Below are 24,831 nucleotides of genomic sequence, written 5' to 3' on the forward strand. Positions count from 1 at the left end.
TTATTGATCTAGATCACTTTCGTTTTCGCAGCAATGAATGGTGCTTTGTTATCTCCCGTTAAGACACGTCCACGACTAATGAAGACATCCTTATCGAGGATTGCGTTCTCAATGATAACATTCTCTTCAATCTCACAGTTTTGGAGAATGATGCTGTTCTTCACGTATGCGCCTTTTCGGATTTTCACACCACGGAACAGGATACTATTTTCCACTTTGCCTTCGATGATGCAGCCGTTTGCGATGAGTGCGTTTTTGGCTGCTGCCGTATCCAAGTACTTCGCAGGCGGTTCATCTTTAACTTTCGTGTAAATCAGGTTTTTCTGGAAGAAAAGCTCTCTCCAGATCGCTGGATTAAGCAGCTGCATACTGTGCTTGTAGTAGCCTTGAATCGAGTTCACAATTCCTACATGGCCTTCGAATTTGTAGCCATACACACTGAGCTTATCGATATTTTTCATAATGCCATCACGAACCAAATGATCGTAACCTTGCGCTAAGCAAGATTCAACCATATCCAGCAGCAGCGCTTTGCTCATGATGTACATTTCCATTGAAATGTTATTTGTACGCAATCTTCCTGTGTGATCCTCCATGAGAGTCACTTGCCCGCTGTCCTTAACCGCTAGGCGACGAAATTTCCCTTGAATATCCTCATCTGTTTGCTTATAGATAACCGTAATGTCTGCTTGTGTATCTTCATGATAACGTACAGCGTCACGCAGATCGAGGTTGCATACCATATGGCTTCGCGAAATAATGACAAGCTCTTCTTTACCACGGTAGAAATAATCTCTATGGCTGTAGAATTGGTATAAATCACCACGTGAAATGCCGGTTGGTTCATTGAGCACCGATGGGAGTACGAACAAGCCGCCCCGCTTCCGGTCCAAATCCCATTCTTTCCCCGAACCCAGATGATCCATGAGAGAACGATATTTATGTTGAGTGAATACAGCAACGTTATCAATGCCTGAATTCACCATATTGGACAATGTAAAATCAATTAATCGATAACGTCCGCCGAACGGCACGGATGCTGGGCAACGAAAGTAGGTCAGTTCTTCCAAATCATCCGGTTCATTCACTAAATTAATGACACCCATTATATGTTTCACTCGACATCATCCCTTCTGATTGGCATTCGCTGAAATTCGTTCATTGCCACCAATAAGTACAATTTCCCCTTTGCCATCTACCACAGCACCGTCTTCAACGACCGTGTTTTCACCGATAATCGCTTTGTTTATCGTTACGTTATTACCAATTTTGGCATTAGGCATAATGACGGAGTCACGAATTTGGCTTCCTTCGCCAACCTGTACACCGAAGAACAATACGGAATGATCGACATCCCCGAATATCGCGCAGCCTTCATTAACGAGTGAACGTTTAATATTCGCAGTTGGCGCCACATACTGAGCAGGCTGGTAGGGATTCTGGGAGTATACCCGCCAGTCCTTATCATTTAAATTAAGCTCATTATTGTCGTCCAGCAGGTCCATGTTTGCTTCCCACAGACTATCGATCGTACCTACATCTTTCCAGTAGCCTTCAAATGGATAAGCGAACATTCTCGCTTCATCTTTCAGCATCATTGGAATAATATCTTTCCCAAAATCTTTGCTGGAGTTAGGATTTTCCTCATCCTCAAGCAGATAAGATTTCAATACGCTCCAGTTAAAAATATAAATACCCATCGAAGCCAAGTTACTGTTCGCTTCTTTCGGTTTTTCTGCAAATTCAGTGATTTCCTGTTTGTCATTAACGCTCATGATGCCGAATCGGTTCGTTTCCTCCCATTTCACTTCAATGACAGCAATCGTTGCGTCGGCTTTCTTTTCTTTGTGGTAAGACAGCATTAGATCATAGTCCATTTTATAAATGTGATCACCCGAGATGACCAAAACATATTCGGGATCATATTGCTCAATAAAGCCAATATTGCGATAAATGGCATTCGCTGTTCCTTTATACCAATCCCCGCCTTTTTGCTCCATGAACGGCGGCAAGACCGTCACACCGCCATATTTGCGATCAAGATCCCACGAGCTTCCAATCCCAATGTACGTATTGAGTACGAGAGGTTGATACTGGGTTAGAACACCAACGGTGTCGATCCCTGAATTCGTACAATTGCTGAGGGTAAAATCAATGATACGATACTTCCCGCCAAAATGAACGGCTGGCTTGGCTAAATTGTTCGTCAGAACGCCTAATCTTCGTCCTTCTCCTCCAGCAAGGAGCATGGCAACACATTCTTTACTGCGCATATCTGATTTCCCCCTTCAACTTCGTCAATCACAGTTTGGAATTCACTCACACATTTTATATAAACAGCCGCAAGCGGCGGAATACACAACGCTAAACTATTAGGGAGCCCGTGCCATGAACGCTTTTCACTAGATATTGGCTCTGAGTTGCCTTGACCAGAACCGCCAAACTCGGGTGCATCGCTGTTAAAAACGACTTCGTACACACCATGCCGTGGAACGCCTATTCGGTAATCCGGGTGAACCACTGGGGTGAAATTACATACGAGAATCAAATCATCCTCAGGCGATTTCCCTTTGCGCATAAAAGTCACAACGCTCTGGCTCTCATCATGAGGGTTGATCCACTGGAACCCATCCGGATGATGATCCAGCTGCCACAACGCCGGTTGGTCCAAATAAAATTGATTAAGCGCCTTGACATAATGATGCATTTGACTATGTTTTTCGTATCCTTCAAGCAAAAACCAATCGAGTTCTTCGAGATCCTTCCATTCGTCGAATTGACCGAATTCACTGCCCATAAACAGCAGCTTTTTACCAGGGTGCCCCGTCATATACCCATAAAGAACACGTAGATTAGCAAATTTCTGCCAATAATCGCCTGGCATCTTATGAAGAAGCGAACGTTTGCCATGTACCACTTCATCGTGGGAAAGCGGCAGAACGTAATTTTCACTAAAGGCATACATGAATGAGAATGTGATCAGCTTGTGATGATACTTGCGATTGATAGGATCTAATTTCATATATCGCAGCATATCGTTCATCCAACCCATGTTCCACTTATAATTAAATCCGAGTCCTCCATCGTGGACTGGCGCAGTAACGAGCGGCCAATCGGAAGAATCCTCAGCCATCATCAAAGCATCAGGGTAGAAGGAGAAGACGACTTGATTCAGCTTACGCAGGAAGGTTATCGCTTCGGAATTATCATCCCCACCCCATTGATTCTTGATGGGATCCTCATTCCATCTGCCAAAATTCAAATGTAACATGGAAGCTACAGCATCCACTCTTATCCCATCAATATGATACATGTCCATCCAAAATACAGCATTTGAGATTAAAAAGGTTTGAACCTCGGGACGGCCAAAATCGAAAGTAAGTGTGCCCCATTCCAGCTTCTCGGCTTTGCGGGGGTCCTCATATTCATACAGCGGCTTTCCATCAAACTGCCGGAGTCCATGACTGTCCTTGCAGAAATGGCCAGGAACCCAATCCATGATGACCCCAATACCCTTCTGATGACACCGGTCAACGAAATGCATGAATTCCTTCGGGGTACCATGGCGGCTAGTTACGGAGAAATAGCCTGTTGCTTGATAGCCCCAAGAACGATCAAACGGATGTTCTGCGAGCGGCATTACTTCAATGTGCGTATACCCCATCTCAACGGCGTAATCGACTAACTCTTCAGCAAGCTGATCATAGGTATACAAGTCTTCACTAAGTCGGTCCTTTTTGCGCCACGTACCCAGATGAACTTCATAAATGGATAGCGGCTTATTGTAAGCGGGGCTTTCCTTTTTCTGCTGCTGCCATGCCTGATCCTTCCATTCGTAACCTTCTAGATCAACGACACGCGATGCGGTACCCGGACGTAATTCCGAGTAAAAGGCATACGGGTCTGCCTTCAACAAAATCTGGCCCGTCACGCTATGAATTTCAAACTTGTAATAATCACCTTCACTTGCTTCTGGAACGAACAATAGCCATAAGCCAAGCGTACTAAACTTCTCCATACGATGAGTACCAGATTGCCAACTGTTGAAATCACCAAGCAAGTTAACTTGTTTGGCATGAGGTGCCCATACGGCAAAACGAACTCCCTCTTGCCCTTTTGTTTTACTTACATGCGCCCCTAAGATGCGATAACTGTGGTAAAGGGATCCTTCATGAAGCAGAAACAAATCTTCTGGGCTAGGTTTACTAACATTTGCCCCCACGTTATCCCTCCTTAAATCAACCTGATTTCGTCAAAACTGGATGTTACTTATATCGGCCTTACGTTACAAATACAACAAGCAGGCAAAGAATCCTGCATTTTTACATTAAAAAAAAAGGAAATTACTTAACCCTCGGTGAATTGTTTGAGGGACATTATATCGAGAGGTGGAACACTAATTATGAAAGATAAAGTAAAGGGTCTTATCGTTGGTTTAACGATCGGTTCCGTATTAAGCGGGACCGCAGCATTTGCAGCAAACAGTCAAATTGAAGTAGCATTCCGAAGTCTTAAGTACATGTTTGATGGTGTTGAGAAAGCACCTTCCGAAGCTAAAGGATTTATTTATGAAGGCTCTACCTATGTACCCCTTAGATTTGTAAGTGAAGCACTTGGGAAGAAGGTTGAATGGGACGAAGAGAATGGAACCATTTGGATCGGCAACAATCCTAATCATGTGGTTGCAACTTACAAAGGCGGAACTGTGACCAAGGGTGAATTTGATACCTTCTTTGCTTTGCAAGCGCTCTTCAATGGAGGTCATGCTGCCTCTAAAGATGACCCTGCCTACCAAAAAAGCATGATCACACAGCTCATTCAAAACCGAATTCTTTTCGGTAAAGCATCAGAGGCCGACCAGAACGCTGCCAAAGACGGTGCTGTTAAACAAATCGCTGCCTGGAAAAGCCAATTTGGCGAAGCAAAGTTCCTAGACGATTTGAAAAAGGTAAACACGACAGTTACTGACCTTCAGTACTTTCTAGTAGGCAGCATTGGAGCACAAAATTATATCAAGTCCAGCATTACTGATTCCCAATTAAAAGCGAAATATGATGAAACACTTAAAACAGATAAAAATGCTTTTATGATTGCCTCCGTGCGTCACATTTTAATTGGATTAAATGACCCATCTAGCTCTGATAACAAAGTTCTTCGTACCAAAGAGGAAGCACTCAAACGGGCAAAAGAAGTTCAGCAAAAGCTTAAGAATGGTGAAGATTTCGCTAAATTGGCCAAAGAATTCTCAGATGACCCGGGTTCTAAAGATGCTGGCGGTCTTTATACGGATGCCGATGTAAGTCAGTGGGTACCTGAATTTAAGAAAGCAGCTATCGAGCAAACGATCGGAACAATCGGTGATCCCATTGCGACAGATTTCGGCTATCACGTTATTAAAGTAGAAGCCAGATCCGTTAAATCTTTTGATTCTGTAAAAGAACAGCTGAAAGCTTCACTTGAGCAACAGCAATTTCAACAATTTGCAGAAAAAGAACTGCCTAGTTTGATTGAAAAGATCGATTTAGGTCAATAAATGGTGTACAATGAATGTTTGTTAAAGTATACAAGTTGAAGGATGGAATGCAGCATGTTTTATGCAAAAGACTGGGTTGATTATGAGCTTCTCGATACAGGCGGCGGCGAAAAGCTCGAACGTTGGGGCACGATCGTCCTAAGAAGACCAGACCCGCAAATCATTTGGCCGTTACAAAAAGAAACGCCGGCTTGGCGTCAAGCTGATGCCCATTATCACCGCAGCTCCAGTGGCGGCGGACAATGGGAGCAGCGCGCTGAGCTTCCTGAACGCTGGACGATTAACTATGACCAGAAGTTGTCCTTTTATATTAAGCCAACGAGCTTCAAGCATACGGGCTTATTCCCTGAGCAAGCAGTCAACTGGAAATGGATGATGGACAAAATCCAAGGAGCTGGACGTCCGATCAAGGTACTGAACCTGTTTGCTTATACAGGTGGAGCTTCGTTGGCTTGCGCTTACGCAGGTGCCGAAGTATGCCATGTGGATGCCTCCAAAGGTGTCGTTCAATGGGCTAAGGAAAATCTGCATCTGAGCGGACTAGGCAGCCGTCCTGTTCGATTTATCACGGATGACGTATTCAAATTCGTACAAAGAGAACAGCGCCGCGGAAGCAAATACGATGCGATTATCATGGATCCTCCTTCCTACGGTCGCGGACCGAATGGTGAGACTTGGAAATTGGAAGATGACCTCTTCCCTTTCATTGAGACCTGCCAATCGATTCTGACAGACAATCCGTTGTTCCTGTTGATCAACTCTTATACAACGGGTATCTCGGCAACTGTGCTCCAGAACATCTTGAGCATGGCGATGAAATCCAAGCATGGCGGCACGATCTCCAGTGGCGAAATCGGCCTACCGATCACCCACTCCGGCTTGATGCTTCCTTGCGGCATTCTGGGACGCTGGGAGGCGTAACGGTGGCAGCATCTAGAGATGGCTCGGGAGCATCACAAATTCCGATACTGTTCGAAGACAACCACATTCTTGTGGTTGAGAAGCCCGTCAACATGCCTACGCAGGAAGACGATTCCCGTGATCCAGATCTGCTGAATATGCTGAAAGCAGATCTCAAGCTCCGTCATAACAAGCCCGGCAACGTATATCTTGGGCTTGTACACCGGCTTGATCGTCCCGTTGGCGGCGTGATGGTTTTCGCCAAAACATCAAAAGCCGCGTCCCGATTATCTGACGCGGTAAGAACGAGGCAGCTCGACAAGACTTACGTCGCTGTCGTGCATGGCAAGCCGCCACAGTCGTCCGCTACGCTGCGCCACTGGCTTTGGAAGGACACGCGGACGAATACCGTCAGCGTGGTCAGAGAAGGCCAGCAGGACGCCAAGGAGGCTGTGCTGGACTATAAGCTGCTCGGCAGCCAAGACGGGCTCAGCTTGATCCAGATCAAGCTGCACACCGGGCGGCCGCATCAAATTCGCGTGCAGCTGGCAGCCATCGGCTGCACGCTCTACGGCGACCAGCGTTACGGCAGCGCGGTCAACAAACCCGGCCAGCAGCTTGCGCTGTGGGCCACGGCTCTTGCCTTTGAGCATCCAACGCTCAAAGAGACGCTGCGCTTTCGGTCGCTGCCGCCTGTGCAGCGGCCCTGGAGCGAATTTACACTCCCAGAGTTGTAAATTCATTCAGTCACCTAGGTCGCTATTAATTGGCGACCTTCCCAAGCAAATATATAAGCAATTTCTGATTATGGGCGGAAACGCGGCTCAGGTACGAATCCAAAAGTTGTTCCCGGATTCTCATACCTCGCTCGCATTCCGCCTTTCCTTTTTCCGTGACATTGACCCAAACGATGCGGCGGTCCTTCTCATCCCGCTCCCTGACGATCAATTCACTTTTCTCCATCCGATCTAATAGTGTTGTCACAGCTGCAGGCGTTGTGGATAAATATTCGATTAAATCAGAAGGCTTCATCCGTTCATTCGTCATAAGCAGCTCTAACACGTTAAGCTGTCCTTCAGTAATAGTAGGGGCTAATCCTACCTCCATCTGGTTCTTCAATTCCTTAGACAATTTCAACCACAGCTTCCCAAATTCATCAGAATACAATCTCATCAACTCGCTTCCAACATCTCCTAAGGCAAGTATAGCACGCCTTTTCTTCGGTTTAAAGGTTAATGCCATTAATATTTTCAGACAAAAGCTGCACGGTTTGAGACATGCTGTGGCTTGCTGTCGATCGCTCCATTACTTTGTCCGATTAACAAGAAATCGTCCATGCTTCTCGACTTCTTTTAACACCTAGCCCACTTCTTACATATACTGTGTTGCAGGTATGTACAGTTTTTACGAATGAAAACAGCTTCTATGGCTTCTTAGTTATCGTAAAAAGAAGACTTTCGATACCTTCTCACAACTGGTTGGCATAACTTAAAATTGATTTTTGAGTCGTGCAGCGCTCACGAGAGTAGTTGGGCTATTGTGTTATCAATGTTGTATTTTATATATTTTATACAACAATTAACACGCCAAAAGGCTATTTTGCTACTTAATGTTGCATTTCGTACAACATTTTGAGCACATTTGTTGCGAAATGGACGATATTGGGCCAAATTGTTGTACATTACGCAACATCGAAGGGAGATAGACGAGATTTAGGCAGCAATTGTTGCATTTTCTACAACATCTTTCAATAGCTAATATGAATTCACTCATCCAGCAACCTTAAGTGAGCATATATGACAATTGATCCCGATGTAACACACCTCAATATAGAACAAAATTGGATGAATGAATCGACGGTCTCAAAAGTCTTAGGCTCACGAGGATTGTTTATAAGAAAACTCAAAGGAGTGGTTTAAGGTGGAAGCTTGGAAAATTGAGCTTGGTAAGAAAGCACTCGAGGCTGGCATAATGAAAGACCCACAGTGGCTGGATCGATTAGACGAACCGATGCCCCTGTGGGTCCTATTGGAGTTAGCTTTTATGCTCATTGAGAAGCTGGATCCACCTACAGTCAGCTATGATTGAGGGAATCTCAGGATCTCTACGATCGCATCTGTTTTGGAAACAGGAATAAGTTGTTTACCTTGTGCTTTTCGATCCTCTAGAGGTGCTGTCTCTGTTGAGAAACGCAGCTTCTCTCCATTACTCATAATAGCCGTAATGAGATAATCCATTTTCACGATAAATGTGCGAATTAACGCTGAACCGTTAGGTCTCACACGCTTGCCTTCTTTAAATTCGAAGGTAAGTATGCCTTTCCCGCCGCGTCCTTGGATCGGATAGTCCACGACTAGAGAACGCTTCGCATACCCGAGGTCCGAGATGACCAGCACTTCCCCTTCATCCCCATAAATCCACTCGGCCGAGATGACTTCATCGTCTTCTTTGAGCTGGATGCCGCGCACACCCGCGGCCGCACGACCCATCGGGTTCACTTCCTCCTCACGGAAACGGATGCTCATGCCCTGCTTCGTGACAAGCAAAATTTCTTTCGTATTGTCACTTAGGTGTACTTGCAGGACTTCATCATTATCACCGAGCTTACAGGCCACAATTCCGTTTGAGCGGTTCGTCATATATTCTTTCAAGCTCTGTACGCTTCACTTGTCCTTTGCGTGTAACGAACACAAGAGACTTGGTCGGATCCTCAAAACCTTTCACCGGAATAACGTTAACGATGCGATCTTCCTTGGCAATAGGAATGACATTCACAATCGCGGTGCCGTTCTCTTTCCACTTGTACTCAGGTACTTGGTGAACAGGCAGTAAGTAATATTGACCTTTTTTCGTGAAGATCAACAAGCTTTCAATCGTATTCACATCGAGCAGGAAGCGTAAGTAATCGCCTTCCTTCAGTCCTGTATTCTCAAGCTCTCCGCCTGATCGTGTGAAGGAAAGTTTGCTCGTACGTTTCAAGTAACCTTCATTGGACAACGTAACAAGGACGTCCTCCGCGTTCACGAGTACTTCAAGATTAACTTTCAGTTCTTCCACTTCACCTTGGATGTCCGAGCGGCGGTCAATACCATACTTCTTGCGGATTTCGCCCATCTCATCTTTAATTACGCCTAACAGCTTCTTCAAGCTGCCAAGGATACCACGTAAGTAGGCAATCGTTTTCTCAACATCTTTCAACTCTTTTTCAAGCGTTGTGATCTCTAAATTCGTTAATCGGTATAATTGCAAAACAAGAATAGCATCTGCTTGCCGCTCTGAAAATCCAAACTTCTCAACAAGGTTATTTTGCGCATCCTGCCGATTCTTGGAAGCTTTTATCGTTGCGATAACCTCGTCTAGAATGTTAAGAGCTTTGACAAGTCCCTCTAACACATGTGCACGGTCTTCTGCTTTCTCGAGCTCATATTGAGAGCGGAACGTAACAACTTCCTTCTGATGCCCAATGTAAGCTTCAAGAATTTCACGAATACCTAATTGACGAGGTGCTTTATTCACAATCGCAACCATATTGAAATTGTAGGTTACTTGCAAGTCTGTTTTCTTTAGTAAGTAAGCCAAAATACCCTGGGCATCAGCTTCCTTCTTAAGCTCCACGACAATCCGTAACCCATTACGACCGCTTTCATCGCGTACTTCGGCAATTCCTTCAATTTTCTTTTCAAGCCGAATGTTCTCCATGGCCGTAACCAGACGAGATTTGACAACTTGATAAGGAATTTCCGTGATTACAATTTGCTGTCTGCCGCCGCGCATATCTTCTATCGCCGTTTTTGAACGTATGTAAATACGGCCTTTTCCCGTGCGATAAGCTTCGCGAATGCCTTCTTCACCCATGATAATGCCGGAAGTCGGAAAATCGGGCCCTTTGACGATTGTCATTAATTCTTCGACTGTAATCTCAGGCTTGTCGATCATGGCTGTGCAGGCATCAATGATTTCACGCAAATTATGTGGTGGAATTTCCGTTGCGAACCCGGCTGAAATCCCGCTGACACCATTCACGAGCAAATTCGGATACCGCGCTGGGAGCACGACGGGTTCCTTCGTGGAATTATCGAAATTATCCTTGAACATGACCGTACGTTTCTCGATATCACGCAGAAGTTCCATCGCGATCTCAGAAAGTCTAGCCTCTGTGTAACGCATAGCTGCCGGCGGATCATCATCTAGTGATCCCCAGTTGCCATGGCCATCCACAAGTGTATGGCCCATCTTCCATGGCTGCGCCATACGAACCATACCATCATAAATGGAGGCATCTCCGTGTGGATGGTAATTCCCCATGACATCACCGACGGTTTTAGCCGATTTACGATAAGGTTTATCAGGGGTATTGCCAGAGTCGTACATCGCGTACAAAACACGTCGTTGTACAGGTTTCAAACCATCCCTTACATCTGGAATCGCGCGATCCTGAATAATATATTTAGAATAACGCCCGAAACGATCGCCAACGATCTCCTCCAGAAAGGCAGGTAAAAACTCTTCTAATATGCTCATCTTTCATTCACCACTCTTTTTGGTCTACTCTACATATTCGGTAAAATCGACGTTCTCGATAATCCAGCGCTTGCGTGGATCCACCTTGTCGCCCATTAATGTTGTTACTCGTCGTTCCGCCTTAGCGGGATCTTCAATCTGTACTTGCAGCAAGGTACGGCTTTCCGGATTCATCGTCGTTTCCCACAGCTGCTCCGGATTCATCTCACCAAGACCTTTATAACGCTGCAGCTCGGTATTTTTACCAAGTTCCTTAACAACAACCTGCAGTTGATCGTCCGTCCAAGCGTACTTGTGTCCAGCATTCTTGCCTTTTCTTGTCACTTTATAAAGCGGAGGCTGTGCGATGTACACCTTGCCCTGATCGATCAATGGCTTCATATAGCGGTAAAAGAAGGTCAAAAGCAGAACCTGAATGTGCGCACCGTCCGTGTCTGCATCTGTCATAATAATAATTTTGCCGTAATTCATCTCTTCTGCTTCGAATTCAGAGCCAACTCCGGCCCCAATAGCGGCGATGATCGCTTTGTATTCATCATTTTTCATAATATCGAGAAGCTTGGACTTCTCGGGATTCATCGGCTTTCCTTTGAGCGGTAAAATCGCTTGGTGCTTGGAATCACGTCCTTGCTTAGCAGAACCGCCGGCGGAATCTCCTTCGACAATGAACAACTCATTGCGCTGCAAATCCTTTGATTGTGCAGGGGTTAGCTTACCATTCAGGTTCGAGCTCTCACTCTTTCCTTTTTTACCGCTGCGAATTTCTTCCCGCGCTTTGCGAGCTGCTTCTCGTGCTTTGGAAGCTTGTACAGCCTTCTTCAACATCATTTGCGCGATTTGCGGATTTTCCTCCAAGAAAACAGTCATTTTATCGGAAACAACCGCATCCACTGCACTTCTTGCATTAGCGCTTCCAAGCTGATCTTTCGTTTGACCGACGAACTCGACATCGCCCATCTTGATATTGATGACAACCATCATACCTTCCCGTAGGTCGGTACCATCTAGATTTTTTTCTTTTTCTTTGATAATGCCCCCTTTACGGGCATATTCATTCATGACGCGTGTATAAGCTGTCTTAAAGCCAGTCTCATGCGTACCGCCGCCGCGGGTAGGGATTGAGTTAACGAAAGAAGCGATCGTTTCCGTGTACCCGTCATTGTATTGAAGGGCCACCTCGACTTCGATTTCATCTTTTTCTGCGGCAAAGTGAATCACAGGATGAAGAACCGTTTTCTCTTCATTCAGGAATTCAACAAATTGACTTGCGCCACCCTCATATTGAAAAGTGTCCAACTTATCCGAACGTTCGTCTTTCAAGTTAACGAGCAGTCCTGAGTTGAGGAAAGCAATTTCTTGCAGACGTTCAGCTAAAGTATCGTAGTTTATGGTAGTGCCGCCTTGGAATACGCGTTTGTCTGGCTTGAAGGTTACTTTTGTCCCTGTACGGTTCGTATTTCCTACGACTTCAAGTCCAGTAACCGGTTCACCAACATGCTCGATTCCCGCATCGTCTACCCAATATTCAAAGCGCATTTTATGCACTTTGCCATCTCGATAAATTTCTACTTCCAGCCATTCGGATAAAGCATTCGTTACCGATGCGCCAACACCATGGAGTCCGCCAGACTTCTTATAGCCTGATCCACCAAATTTGCCGCCGGCATGTAAAATAGTAAATACAACTTGCGGAGTTGGCACGCCGGTCTTATGCATACCGGTTGGAATCCCCCTACCATTGTCCTGAACCGTAATGGACTGATCTTTATGTATCGTCACATTAATCTTCGAACAATGTTTGGCAAGATGCTCGTCAACCGCATTGTCCACGATCTCCCAGATCAGATGATGAAGACCTGATGCACTTGTACTACCGATATACATCCCTGGTCTTTTACGAACCGCTACAAGACCTTCCAAGACTTGAATATCATCAGCCTCATAATTCGATGTTGGGGCTATTGCTTTCGCAAATTCTAGCTGCTCGGACATTGAAGCCCTCCTTTATCTAAGTTAACCGTTAATTCAAAACATCTTTTCGTGAAAATACAGTAAAAGAAACAATGAGTGAAGCGATCGCCCACACACTTAAAACGCTTAATGAGAAGGTCAAGTCCATCCCTTTAATAGGCGGAAGGCCTCCAGTTAAATACTTGGTTAAGTCCAAATTGACCATAAACAAATATTTCGCCGTTTCCCAAGACGACACCATGTTGGAAAGAATGGTTCCTGATATTAATACGGCAAGCATGACCCCCATACCTGCTGCTGTGGAACGAATGAGAACCGATAGCATTAGTGACATAAGTGCAACAACTAATGCTGAGAACCAAACCAATCCAAACTCCATGATAAGAAAGAACCATTGATCAACCGCACGTACAAGACTGAAATCCACTTCCGTACCTGTCAGTTGAATACCTGTAAATACAGGCATCGTCCATCCGTTATAGCCGAAAACAACACCGGAAATCAAATAACATAAGACGCCAGTGGACAATACAGTTAGCGAAGTAAAGAAGACAACCGTAATTAATTTACTCAATAGGATTTTCCATCGCCGGACCGGTCTTGTCAACAATAATTTAATAGTCCCCGTAGAATGCTCAGATGATACGATGTCAGCGGAAATGACCATGATAATGAGCGGAATGAATAAACCAACCGCATTTTTCACAAACTCGCGTGTAAAAGTAACCGCATTCGGTGTACTCGGATCTACATCCTTTTCAAGATAATAGTTAGCGATCTGAATTTGAACTCTAAGCTGTTGTTTCCACTCATCCGGCGTTCGAGCCGAGCTTAGACGCTTTTCCCAGTCGGCAATTTTCTGCCGTTGGTCCGCCTTCCAGTCCGTTGTACCAAACTGCTTTTGTGTATTTTGGGCAACTCGCATTTGAGCATAAGTGAACATAGGGATTAATGCAAGAAGTATTAGTAGGATAACATAAAAGCGCTTTTTCTTAATCATCTTAATGCATTCATTTTTAACAAGAGCATATAAGCTAAGCAATTCTTTCACCTTCCCCTACTCAATTCTTTCACCTTCGGTTAGGCTCAAGAACAAATCTTCCAGTGTTGGATTTTTGATTTCTACAGCATACAGGCTAATTCCTTCTTCCATCAAAAGTTGACTTACCTGCGGGACGTTTTCCTTGTCCATTTGAGTAACGATTTGTTTCACCGTGGAAGGTAAGCCTATTGGACTTTCTTGAGAAATTTCCTCAATGGCCTGCACAAGTGGAGACGCCTCTAAAAGCCCCTCGGCCTTGTCGGCCGGAGACACGGACCACACCACTTTGCCGCCTTGAGCGACCAAATCATCGACGGCACCCACTTGAATGACTTCACCATGACTAATGATGGCTACACGATGGCACATCTGCTGAATCTCGCTAAGCAAATGACTGGACACGAACAAGCTAAGTCCCCCCGCAGCCAAACGCTGAATGAACTCTCTCATTTCCTTAATCCCTTGGGGATCAAGACCATTCGTCGGCTCGTCCAATATCAATAAGCTAGGGCGTCCAAGCAGTGCCTGTGCAATACCGAACCGTTGCCGCATACCAAGGGAGTAAGTACGTACCTTATCATGAATACGTTGATCCATGGAGACAATCTCTACAACCTCTTGGATTCGTTTATCATCGACATTCGGCAGCATTCTTGCAAAATGCTCAAGATTTTCCCAGCCCGTCAAATAAGAATATAGCTCAGGATTCTCGACAATACAACCTACATGGCTCATTGCTTGATTGTGCTCCTTGTGAACATCGTGTCCACATATCTGAATAGACCCTTCAGTCGGACGTATTAAATCAACGAGCATCCGAATCGTCGTTGTTTTACCTGATCCATTGGGTCCTAAGAATCCAAAGATCTCACCCGCGAATACATCAAATGAAATCCCTTTAATAATCTCTTTATTTTTAATTCGTTTTTTTAAATTTTTCACAGATAAAACCGTTGTTGACACTGCTGCTACAGCCATCTGCTTGGCCTCCCCTACTTCAGAATTTGTACAATCCGATCGGCAATGCGCTCATAGCCGTCCCCGTTAGGATGAAAATGATCGGCTGATGACAAATATTTGATCAAATTTTGTTCAAATAGATCATAGGTTGGGACAATGGCCATATGAGGATAACGATTCATCATCTCAAAAACACTGTTATTCCATCGCTGTACAATAAGCGAACCTTCTTTTTTGGGATCTAAATCAAGAAAAGGATGATATAAGCCAACATACAACACAGTTGCATTTGGATTGGCTTTATTAATTGCCTGAATGACCTTATCCATTTTGGCCAGCGCAGGATCTACGCGTTTCAAGGCACCTTCTGGGTTAAACTCCGTCTGATTTTCTCCTGTAAAAAGCCCTTCCCCGCCAGCAAAAATATCATTGCCGCCAATCGTGAGCAAGATGATATCCGCCTGAGCGAGTGCATCCTGCGTCTTTTTCAGCGCTAGATCTGAAAGTAGTTGGTCACTCTTATAGCCTGGAATCGCTAGATTATTTAGCACGAATACCGGCTTACCGCTTTCCTTCTCCAGCTTTTCGCGGACACGTCCTACGTAACCTTTACCAGTGTTGTCCCCAGTTCCAGCAGTTAATGAATCACCAAGCGCAACAATCTGAAGCTTGCTTTTACTCTCAATCATCGTTTCTTTCTTAGGTACTGATGACGATACAAGATTGAGGTCACCGGATGCTTTGGGAAACCATATTTGATTCGCCGCGTAAGCAAAACCTACTGCGAAAACAATCGTAGATATCGAAGCCGTAAGGCCAATTGCGCCCCACATAAAGCGAGATGATCTCAAGGAAGTCCCCTCCTGCGAATAAATGGCATAATTCACTCTAAGAGTATAGCTTCTTGAATAAATTTGCAAACATTGCAATACGGAACGGGGCCACACGGTGTCGTGGGTTACCACATTAATGCTGGCTGTATTTCAGCAAAATGAGCTTTCGGTAAAGTCCGAAAATAAAGCACCAGATCTCCAAACTTGCAATATTCACCGAAAAAAGCCGTTTAACCGCCACAGCAGCTAAACAGCTTTTTCTCAGAATTTTAAACCGCGTCTTGCAAAAATTTGTATTGGGCTTGAATAAGTCCATGGTAAATCTTTTGTTCTCTCATGAGCTCATCATGATTACCGATCTCCATCATACGGCCATGATCGAGTACTACGATTTTATCAGCATTCCGAATGGTAGAAAGTCGGTGCGCGACGATAAAGGAGGTCCGACCTGCAAGCAGCGTTTTGAGAGCTTCCTGGATTTTGAGCTCAGTATCCGTATCAATACTAGCCGTTGCTTCATCCAAGATAAGAACACGCGGGTTCGCAAGCAGTGCCCTGGCAAAAGAGATCAACTGACGCTGACCCATCGAGAGAACGTTTCCGCGCTCTTGTACTTCTGTATCATAGCCGCTTGGCAAACTCATGATAAAATCATGTGCATGAACAGCCTTGGCTACAAGTTCAATCTCTTCATTGGTAGCATCCAAGCGACCGAAGCGAATATTTTCTCTAATCGTTCCCGAGAAGATAAACGTATCTTGCAGGACAACTCCAATTTGGGAGCGCAAGCTTTGAATGGTGACATTTCGAATATCGTGCCCATCAATAAGAATTTTGCCTTCAACTGGATCGTAGAAACGGCACAATAAATTCATAATCGTACTTTTACCCGAACCTGTATGACCAACAAGTGCGATGGATTGTCCAGCCTGTACATCTAAACTAATGCCGTTGAGAGCTGGTCTACCTGGCTCATACTCAAATACGAGATTCTCAAACTTCACTTTGCCTTGGATGCTCGGCAGATCTTTAGCGCCTTCGATTTCAGCTACAGTTGGTTCCTCATCGATAAACTCGAAGATCCGCTCCGCTGAAGCCATTGCAATGAGCAATTGCGAATACATTTGACCTAACCGCGTAATAGGTTCCCAGAAATAGCCTATGTAAGTAGCGAATGCAACTAACAAACCGACCGATATTTCTTCCGTTTGAATTAAATGAGCGCCAAGCCAGAACAGAATGCAGTAGCCAACAGCTCCCGTAATTTCAATGAGTGGACCAAATGATTGGTTGAGCATTGAAGCACGGTTCCAAGACAACCGATTGACCATATTCATTTTGGTGAAGAATTGAATATTTTCTTTTTCTTGTGTATAGGCTTGTGTTACTTTAATACCTTGGATGCATTCATTTAAATGCGCATTCAGACGAGATTGCTTCATCGTCACGTCCTGCCAAGCACGACGAATCTTTTTCCGAAGCTGAGTCGAAATGAGGAACATAATCGGAACGGTAACGATGATTGCTGCACCTAATTTGAAATTGAACGTCAATAAAATAATAATAATGCCACAGAGCTGCACCACATCAATTAATAAGTTAACAACACCATTCGTAAACAAATCTTGCAATGAATTCACATAGTTTGTTACTCGTACGAGAACAGATCCCGCCGGACGTGTATCAAAGAAACGAAACGACAGCTTTTGAATATGACTGAATAAATCATGACGCAGATCGTAGATGACCCGCTGACCAATCATATTCGTATATTTAATACGGAATGTGTTGGCTAACCATTGAATAACATATACGCCAAGCATGATCCCAACGATTAGAAAAAGGAGATTCTTGTCCTTGGGAATGATGGATTTATCAATGGCTTCACGAATGAGCAGCGGAATCGTCAGCTTGGTGATTGCTCCTACCAACATCATAATAATGATAATAGGCAGCATCTGCTTCTTATAAGGCTTCATATAACTAAATAAACGTTTTAACTGACCCCAATCAAAAGGCTTTTCAATCAGTTCATCATCTTGATATACGAATCGTTGCCCCGCTTGGGAATCTTCTCTTTTGGCAGATGCCTCGGCTTGCGTCGAATTAGTACTCAATGTGCTAACCTTCTTTCTTGCGATGGAGAATGGTTTACTGGATTCAAATTCAAATCAGCATCCGTATCCTTAGTTGCCGCAGCCTGGATGCTTGCAGCCGTTTTCTGAGGCCCATCCGCATACTGAATGTCATAGGTTTGACGGTAAAGCCCTTCCTGCTGCAGCAGATCCTGATGTGTGCCTCTTTGCACAATCCGACCTTTATCCAGAACAATAATTTCATCGGCATGCTTCAAAGAAGAAATTCGGTGAGCAATGATGAAGGTTGTACGTCCTTTCATAACCTCACCGAAACCTGCTTGAATCTCATGCTCTGTTTCCATATCAACCGCGCTTGTCGCGTCGTCCAGAACGAGAATTTTAGGATCCTTGATAAGTGCCCTAGCGATGGCAATCCGCTGCTTTTGACCGCCAGACAAGCCTAGACCGCGCTCACCAACAACCGTGTCATACCCTTCCGGAAGTTCCATAATGAAATCATGCGCTTTGGACAGCTTAGCTGCTCGAATAATGTCATCCATCGTTACATCTTTACGTCCATAAGAGATATTGTTGCGTATTGAAGAGGAAAACAAAAATGTTTCTTGGAAAACAGTAGCAATCTGATTGCGATAGCTTTCAACTTGTAAAGAGCGAATATCTTGACCATCTAACATAACCTTGCCTTCTTTAACGTTATAAGCTCTCATAAGCAAGGATATCACTGTCGTTTTACCAGAACCTGTACTGCCCAATAGCCCTATAACAGAGCCTGGGGGAGCGTCAACCGAGAAATCATAAAGGGCAGGCTGCTTTTCCGGATATGCAAATGTGACATGATCAAAGCGCACATGACCTTTAATATCTTCACTCTTCAAAGCCGTTGCATCTTGTTGATCTTTCACATGCATGTAATGATTCAAAACTTCCAAAATTTTCTCACCAGAAGCTTTGGTTTGAGTAAAGTTATTGATATGAAAGCCAAGTCCCCACATCGGTCCAATAATGTACCAGATAAGACTGAAACAGGCAACGAGTTCGCCTAACGTAATGGTATTATCGATGACCATGTACCCGCCAACGCCAAGCAAAGTGACGACACTTAAATTCGCCAAAATTTCCATGATCGGAAAATACTTCGCCCAGATCCCTGAGGTTTCGATATTCATGGCTTTGTAATCCTCATTGCGTGCTGAAAACTTCGTTACTTCATGCGGTTCGCGCGCAAACGATTTCACCGTTCGAACCCCAGTAATATTTTCTTGCACCGCAGTTGTCATCGTACTGAGAGATTGACGCACCATCCGAAAAGCAGGATGAATTTTACCTTCAAAACGAATTGCGGTAAACGCCAGAAATGGCATCGTTATCATCGTAAGTAAAGCCAGTTTCCAGTTAATCGAAAACATCATCCCCATACCGAAAACTAGCATCAACATCACGTTTAAAAGCTGAGCAAAGCCGAAGCCGATAAACTGTCGAATGGCCTCCAAATCAGCAGTCAATCTAGACATTAAGTCACCAGTTCTTGCCTGATCATAGTATTGAAAAGATAAGTACTGAAGCTTGTTGTACAGCGCATTACGCAAATGATACGCGACGCGGTTACCTAGTCGACCTCCGCATAAGCCGTGAAGAAATTGAAACATCCCCTTCATTGATACGACTATTACGACTACAAGCGCTAATCGGGGAACGAGCTCAAATTGTTTCTTCGTGATCACGTCGTCGATTAAATACCGCAGTAAATTCGGATAAACGAGACCGAGCGCGGTTGCCACTGCTAAACATAGAATTGCTCCAAAAAATAATTTTTTCTCTGGCCAAAAATACGGCTTCAGTTGCCTGAACACTTCCACTTTGGGGCCCCCTCCTCAAGAAGGATAATTTGGAAAAGCTTAGAAAGCGTTTTATTACCTAATGAATCTTAACACCATCCCTATTAGCGAGCAATCAGAGGATACGAGGATTTAAACGCTTAAATGCCCATAACTTCACAAAAACTTGCAGGAATCCCCCTTATTCTTTAAAATCATCCCGATACCCATCAATGTAAGCCTTTACATGACAATACGCAGTAAAGGGTTGGCCAAGTTCTTTTGAACCTGACCAACCCTTTTGTTTAATCATTAAACAAAAGCTTTTAATTGATGCTGTTTGGATATAAGTTCGTTCAAATCAATCTTCATTTCGAGAGCATCGCGAAGCCCTTCAGCATGTTCATTCAGCTGTTGCAGCATCAGATTTTTCTGTGTGGCTAGCCAATTTTCCAACTGATTCGCATACGCTTGTTCAAGCTCCACGGTTTGCTGCTCGATAAATTCTGCAACCGGTGTGTTCATCCGATTTTCCAAATCTGATCTAAGCTTGCTTTTGCCATCGCCTTCGAAAAATTGCTTCGCATTTTTGAAATGACTTTGGAGAAGCTTCAAGGTTACATCTGGAACTTCTAGTTTAGACGTAATTTCAGGCGTTGCGAACTTACTTGATTCATACGTTCCACTTTCGAATCCTTCCAGCAGCTCACCAAGCTGCTCTTCCCAGCGCTTTACACGGCCCTTGCTAATCAGATTCATGCGATTTTCAACCCGAAGCGTTGTGGCCAATACCTCTTGGGATAAATCATAGCCAATCATACGCAGCAGCTCGCCCCAAGCAGATTGTAGTGCTTGCTTCGGATCTCTGGCATCATCCCTGAAAGTCGATGGATTAAACGCATAATTGTATAATTCACCGAAACGGTACATCGTGCGCTGCTTGACGTAGTACAATAGCTCCTGAATTTCTTTCTTTAATTCTTTGAGCTCCGCGTCATACAGGGTATTTTCCAAAAGCTCAACTCCCGCATGCTCCGCTTGTCCGAGCTTGGTTAACTGAAGCTTTCGTTCTTCCTCACCGGACTGCGCACGCTCCAGCCACTGCTGCATGGTTGCAATCGCGCGATTCAGCTCCAAATTAGCAGCATGGATAGCGACATCGCTAAGCTCATTAAACGTGAACTTCACGAATTCTTGCTCAAATGGCTGAATGCCCGATTGAGTAACCAACGCTTCGTTCCCGTTTATTTTGCCTTCTGCGGCCAAATAACTGGATATTGGATAAATACGTGGATTTCGGATGCCGTGCTGCAGCAAATTCGTTTCCACATGCTTAATGACGCCATTTAATTCTTCCGAGCTAGCGGCAAGATCAGCCGCATTGACGATGAAAAACATTTTATCCATCTCAAAGCTATCCTTCACCCGACCTAGCTGCAAAAGAAATTCGCGGTCTGCCTGCGAGAAGGCGTGATTGTAATAAGTAACGAAAAGAATAGCATCCGCATTTTTAATATAGTTAAAAGCTACCCCGGTATGACGGGCATTAATGGAATCTGCCCCTGGCGTATCAACGAATATAATGCCTTGTTCCGTCAATGGATTGGAATAAAATAATTCGATAAATTCAACAAAACAGGACTTAGACTCGTCTGCAACATAGCTTGGGAACTCGTCTTTGGTGATTTTCAGTTCTGTGCCTAAATGATCTTGGGCGAGGGCCCAACCTTTCTCAACTGCCTTCAGGAAGGAATAGTGCGGCTTCCCTTTGGCTGTAACGTCATCTGGAGAAAGTGCGCTTATGCGTTTGAGCGCTGATGCCATGTCTACCGCCTGCACGCCGAGTATGTCCAAAGAATAAAGCACGTCCTGCAGAATCGCGTCCGTCTTCTTCATCTTGACCTTGGCTGTGCCATGCGGCCAACCTTCCTGCGGCGGCATGATCTTGTTGATTGCCGCCGTCGTGGGGTTCGGCGAGACCGGCAGCACTCTTTCGCCAATCAACGCATTGGCGAAAGAGGATTTGCCGGCACTGAAGGCGCCGAACAAGGCGATCGTGAACGTCCGCTGCCGCAGACGTTCCGATTTCTCGCGCATGGAGCGCGCGATCGATCTCATCGACGGCAGGCCTTCGATGAGGCTGGAGGCCGCCTGCAAGTCGGCGGCCTTGCGTTCCATGCGCTTACCATGTTCACCTGAGGTGAACGTGGTAGGCGCTGATGCAGCTGCCTCCACTGATGACGCAGCTGCTGTGCCTGCGGCCGCCGATGCCGTGGCAGCGGCCTGCAGGATCGTGCCCATGGAGGTCACGTGCAGCCCCCCGCTCAGCGGGGCGGCTGCCGTCTCCTCCATGGCCGTGTACTGCTGCGCAGCCGGCAGCGCCGGCGCAGACGGTCTAGGCCAGCTGGCCATGCGCAGCAGCTGGACCTCTGCCTCCGCCTCGGCTTCCTCGAGGCGCTGCAGTTCCCGGCAAGCGCTGAGGCGGACGCCTAGCGCTTCGAGCTCTGCCGCAAGCGCGTCAGCCGCTTGCGCCCCTCCATCGCGGACGGCAGCCGCGATCAGATCAATCACCGCAAACGCCTGTTTGCGGTACATCTGTTTAATATCAGCTGACACCTGTTTCATGAAGTTGAGCGTATATTCGCCTCCGAAGGTTGCGCCGGCATTCACTTGTGCGGCCAGCCACTGTGTGGTCACATCAACCTTCAACGCTTCGATTTGCGCTGTAAGGGCAGGATCATGCTGCCCTTGCTCCTGAGCAGCCCTTTTCAAAGCATCCCTAAGATGCCAATCCAGCTGCGCTTCTACCTGCTCAGCCAAATCCGCCTGAAACGCGATTAAGCGTTTCTCTGTCTCCAGAGCCGTTTGCGCAGCCCTGGAGAAAAAGCCGACCTTGAATCCGGGTTTACGGCTCTCCAAATACGCATGAGCCTGATCCCTGGTCAAGGCTGGTGTTATATTGGCATTCTCGATAATCATGCCAACTTCCTTACGGAGGGCCGCCGTCAACGCTTCTGGTCGTCCCTTCACTGCCTCAAGCTCTTCCTGCTTCGCAGCAGCTTGCGCCTGAACCTCCTGCACGTCGCCCTCCTGGCTGATTTGCTCCAAAAGCGCCGCTTTCTGCGGCTCATGCTGATCAGCCAACCACTTGCCGTGCTCCGCTGCAAGATAACGCGCGGATGCGTCGATGCTGAAGCTTCGCAGATCATCCCCGCGCTCAATCAAACGACTTAGGAGCCATTGCAGCTTCGCATACTCATTATGCGGATGGCTGGGCTCCTTCATGGTCACGAACAGTAAATCATCCGGCTCGATACCCCAGCTTAAGAAAGCTTGTTTCGTCCCCTCCTGATACTGTGCAAAAGGAAGCTCCCATTCTTTGTGCTTATCAATCATATTTACAACCAGATAGAGCGGCTTTCCCCACTCCTTCATTTTCTTCGTGAACGCGAGATTGACTTCAGATTGAACATGGTTGTAATCCATCACATAGAAAACGACATCGGCCAGATGTAAAGCAGACTCCGTAGATTGATGATGGGCATCATCCGTAGAATCAATCCCTGGCGTATCAAGCAGCGCCGTGTGACTGCCCAGAAATGGAATCGGATACGTAATCTCTACGGTTTCAATATCCGTACCATTTACGCAATACGCTTCTAATTCTTCAAGCGCAATCGTCTTCTGTTTTCCTTTATTGTTTACGTTGCCATCCTTCACGCGATGCGTAACATGAGCACCGGGTGATCCATTGCGAATACTCACGATATTTGCACTTGTAGGAATTGGGCTGGAAGGCAATAAGGCGTGCCCACAGAGCTGATTAATCAGCGTTGATTTCCCTGCTGAGAAATGACCGCAGAACGCTATATTCATCCGTCCAGTGTCTATTTTGTCAAGCAGCTGACCTAGCTTGCTTGCGTTATCGTAATCCCCTTTGGCTTGCAGATTAACCTGCATGTTTCTGATCGCATCCGGCATGACCGAAATGCTTATATCCACCATTTGCGTCATTCGTCCATTCCGCTCCTTATGATCCGTTCTTCTATCCAAACATAACCAAGGATAAACGACTCCGTCGTCCTTCAGGACGAGAGCGTTTGTCAAGGTAGATGCGAAGCAAAAGTATAAAACTTATACTTTCTTATCTACAGAAAAAAATCTCCCAAAGGGAGATTTAGGTTTTAGGACATTACTGCTTTTTCTTTTTCCGGCAAGAAAATCTCAAAGACATCGCGATGCTGCAAAATCGTAATGTCGGAGTCTTTTACTTTCATAACAACGACTTCGGACTTTGTTTTCATCTTGTCTATGTAATTCTGAGGAACTTCACCGGATTCACTGACTGTTACACCTTCAATGACTTTTTCCTCATTATCGGCTAAGGGCGTGTTAATGACTTGCTCATAAATATCGGAGAACAGTTCAAAGCTATTGGTGTATACGGCGATGCATTTCATTTCAAATCCCATCCTTTGTCTGCATATCATTTGTTTGTAATAGTTTTCCTAGTTGTACTTGGTTTCATACGTTTCTTGCCCTCACGGCAATTGTCCAACAATGGACATATCGTGCACTGCGGGTTCTGAGCTTTGCAGTGATACCGGCCGAAGAATATGAGACGATGATGTGTTTGAGTCCACTCTTCGCGCGGAACCTTCTTCATCAGCTTCTTTTCAACTTCAAGTACCGAATCGTCCCAGCCAACTAATCCTAGTCTTTTGGACACTCGCTCGACATGGGTGTCTACGGCAATCGCAGGTACCCCGAAAGCGTTCGATACGACGACATTTGCTGTTTTACGGCCAACGCCGGGCAGTTCGACCAAGTGTTCGTGCTTCTCTGGAATTTCGCCTTCAAACTTGTCCAGCAGCAATTGACACAATTTTTGAATATTGCTTGCCTTATTTCGAAATAATCCAATCCGTCGAATGTCTTGCTCCAGTTCCGAAAGTGGAACCGCCAAGTAATCTTCAGGACGTTTATATTTCTGAAATAAATCCAATGTCACCTTATTCACGGTTTCATCGGTGCATTGAGCCGATAGTAATACAGCAATCGTTAATTCAAACGGATTACTGTGGCGCAGCTCGCAATGCGCATCCGGAAAGAGCTCACCGATTGTATCCAAAATATGCCTTACTAGCTTCTGTGTCAT

At 45.4% G+C, this 24,831-nt stretch carries 17 protein-coding genes and 1 pseudogene; 4 read left to right on the top strand and 14 right to left on the bottom strand.

Annotated features, from left to right (window positions below; all coding sequences use genetic code 11):
* Window positions 1-8 precede the first annotated feature (8 nt).
* From glgD to glgB, 3 genes are read right to left on the bottom strand one after another with little or no spacing between them, the layout of a single operon-like run.
* On the bottom strand, window positions 9-1,118 hold the full coding sequence (glgD, locus tag ACBP55_RS23060; protein ID WP_464645238.1) for a glucose-1-phosphate adenylyltransferase subunit GlgD: 1,110 nt from the start codon (window positions 1,116-1,118) through the stop codon (window positions 9-11).
* A 6-nt stretch (window positions 1,119-1,124) separates the two neighbouring features.
* Window positions 1,125-2,273, bottom strand: coding sequence for a glucose-1-phosphate adenylyltransferase (locus tag ACBP55_RS23065; RefSeq protein WP_047674383.1), 1,149 nt, complete (start codon window positions 2,271-2,273; stop codon window positions 1,125-1,127).
* On the bottom strand, window positions 2,216-4,222 hold the full coding sequence (gene glgB / locus ACBP55_RS23070; protein WP_464645240.1) for a 1,4-alpha-glucan branching protein GlgB: 2,007 nt from the start codon (window positions 4,220-4,222) through the stop codon (window positions 2,216-2,218). Before glgB ends, ACBP55_RS23065 begins: the two co-directional genes overlap by 58 nt.
* A 180-nt stretch (window positions 4,223-4,402) precedes the next feature.
* Between glgB and ACBP55_RS23075 the strand changes: the two genes are divergently transcribed.
* From ACBP55_RS23075 to ACBP55_RS23085, 3 genes are read left to right on the top strand one after another with little or no spacing between them, the layout of a single operon-like run.
* On the top strand, window positions 4,403-5,533 hold the full coding sequence (locus ACBP55_RS23075; protein ID WP_464645241.1) for a peptidylprolyl isomerase: 1,131 nt from the start codon (window positions 4,403-4,405) through the stop codon (window positions 5,531-5,533).
* 54 nt (window positions 5,534-5,587) lie between these two features.
* On the top strand, window positions 5,588-6,454 hold the full coding sequence (locus ACBP55_RS23080) for a class I SAM-dependent methyltransferase (RefSeq protein ID WP_464645243.1): 867 nt from the start codon (window positions 5,588-5,590) through the stop codon (window positions 6,452-6,454).
* A 2-nt stretch (window positions 6,455-6,456) separates the two neighbouring features.
* A complete protein-coding gene (locus ACBP55_RS23085) occupies window positions 6,457-7,170 on the top strand; it encodes an RluA family pseudouridine synthase (protein ID WP_464645244.1) in 714 nt (237 codons plus the stop codon).
* Between the two features lie 25 nt (window positions 7,171-7,195).
* Here ACBP55_RS23085 and ACBP55_RS23090 read toward each other — a convergent pair whose 3' ends face one another.
* A complete protein-coding gene (locus ACBP55_RS23090) occupies window positions 7,196-7,600 on the bottom strand; it encodes a MarR family winged helix-turn-helix transcriptional regulator (RefSeq protein WP_029193097.1) in 405 nt (134 codons plus the stop codon).
* Between the two features lie 753 nt (window positions 7,601-8,353).
* Between ACBP55_RS23090 and ACBP55_RS23095 the strand changes: the two genes are divergently transcribed.
* On the top strand, window positions 8,354-8,521 hold the full coding sequence (locus tag ACBP55_RS23095; RefSeq protein WP_200957347.1) for a hypothetical protein: 168 nt from the start codon (window positions 8,354-8,356) through the stop codon (window positions 8,519-8,521).
* Here ACBP55_RS23095 and gyrA read toward each other — a convergent pair.
* From gyrA to nth, 10 genes and pseudogenes are all read right to left on the bottom strand, one after another.
* Window positions 8,512-10,954, bottom strand: a pseudogene (gene gyrA, locus ACBP55_RS23100) (DNA gyrase subunit A). The gene ACBP55_RS23095 and the pseudogene gyrA overlap by 10 nt on opposite strands.
* Window positions 10,955-10,978: 24 nt before the next feature.
* A complete protein-coding gene (parE, locus tag ACBP55_RS23105; RefSeq protein ID WP_029193095.1) occupies window positions 10,979-12,946 on the bottom strand; it encodes a DNA topoisomerase IV subunit B in 1,968 nt (655 codons plus the stop codon).
* Window positions 12,947-12,974: 28 nt separating this feature from the next.
* Complete coding sequence (locus ACBP55_RS23110) at window positions 12,975-13,967, bottom strand: ABC transporter permease (RefSeq protein WP_029193094.1); 993 nt, start codon at window positions 13,965-13,967, stop codon at window positions 12,975-12,977.
* A 15-nt stretch (window positions 13,968-13,982) separates the two neighbouring features.
* Window positions 13,983-14,945, bottom strand: a complete 963-nt coding sequence (locus ACBP55_RS23115) for an ABC transporter ATP-binding protein (protein WP_464645246.1) — start codon at window positions 14,943-14,945, stop codon at window positions 13,983-13,985.
* Window positions 14,946-14,959: 14 nt separating this feature from the next.
* Complete coding sequence (locus ACBP55_RS23120) at window positions 14,960-15,778, bottom strand: GDSL-type esterase/lipase family protein (RefSeq protein ID WP_268618346.1); 819 nt, start codon at window positions 15,776-15,778, stop codon at window positions 14,960-14,962.
* Window positions 15,779-16,029: 251 nt separating this feature from the next.
* Window positions 16,030-17,877 (bottom strand): ABC transporter ATP-binding protein, encoded by a 1,848-nt coding sequence (locus ACBP55_RS23125; RefSeq protein WP_464645249.1) that lies wholly within the window; start codon window positions 17,875-17,877, stop codon window positions 16,030-16,032.
* Window positions 17,874-19,715, bottom strand: coding sequence for an ABC transporter ATP-binding protein (locus ACBP55_RS23130; RefSeq protein WP_464645250.1), 1,842 nt, complete (start codon window positions 19,713-19,715; stop codon window positions 17,874-17,876). Before ACBP55_RS23130 ends, ACBP55_RS23125 begins: the two co-directional genes overlap by 4 nt.
* A 270-nt stretch (window positions 19,716-19,985) precedes the next feature.
* Window positions 19,986-23,687: a dynamin family protein gene (locus tag ACBP55_RS23135; RefSeq protein WP_464645251.1), complete on the bottom strand. Its 3,702-nt coding sequence runs from the start codon at window positions 23,685-23,687 to the stop codon at window positions 19,986-19,988.
* Window positions 23,688-23,857: 170 nt separating this feature from the next.
* Window positions 23,858-24,133: a hypothetical protein gene (locus ACBP55_RS23140; protein WP_029193089.1), complete on the bottom strand. Its 276-nt coding sequence runs from the start codon at window positions 24,131-24,133 to the stop codon at window positions 23,858-23,860.
* 26 nt (window positions 24,134-24,159) lie between these two features.
* Window positions 24,160-24,831, bottom strand: a complete 672-nt coding sequence (gene nth, locus ACBP55_RS23145) for an endonuclease III (protein ID WP_464645252.1) — start codon at window positions 24,829-24,831, stop codon at window positions 24,160-24,162.

This window comes from Paenibacillus sp. WG02 (assembly GCF_055396115.1).

Excerpts from the sequence above, each read along its gene's own strand:
- ACBP55_RS23075 (WP_464645241.1), top strand. The coding sequence starts at position 4,403 with ATGAAAGATAAAGTAAAGGGTCTTATCGTTGGTTTAACGATCGGTTCC.
- ACBP55_RS23135 (WP_464645251.1), bottom strand. The coding sequence starts at position 23,687 with ATGACGCAAATGGTGGATATAAGCATTTCGGTCATGCCGGATGCGATC.
- ACBP55_RS23115 (WP_464645246.1), bottom strand. The coding sequence starts at position 14,945 with ATGGCTGTAGCAGCAGTGTCAACAACGGTTTTATCTGTGAAAAATTTA.
- ACBP55_RS23065 (WP_047674383.1), bottom strand. The coding sequence starts at position 2,273 with ATGCGCAGTAAAGAATGTGTTGCCATGCTCCTTGCTGGAGGAGAAGGA.
- ACBP55_RS23140 (WP_029193089.1), bottom strand. The coding sequence starts at position 24,133 with ATGAAATGCATCGCCGTATACACCAATAGCTTTGAACTGTTCTCCGAT.
- ACBP55_RS23080 (WP_464645243.1), top strand. The coding sequence starts at position 5,588 with ATGTTTTATGCAAAAGACTGGGTTGATTATGAGCTTCTCGATACAGGC.
- parE (WP_029193095.1), bottom strand. The coding sequence starts at position 12,946 with ATGTCCGAGCAGCTAGAATTTGCGAAAGCAATAGCCCCAACATCGAAT.
- nth (WP_464645252.1), bottom strand. The coding sequence starts at position 24,831 with ATGACACAGAAGCTAGTAAGGCATATTTTGGATACAATCGGTGAGCTC.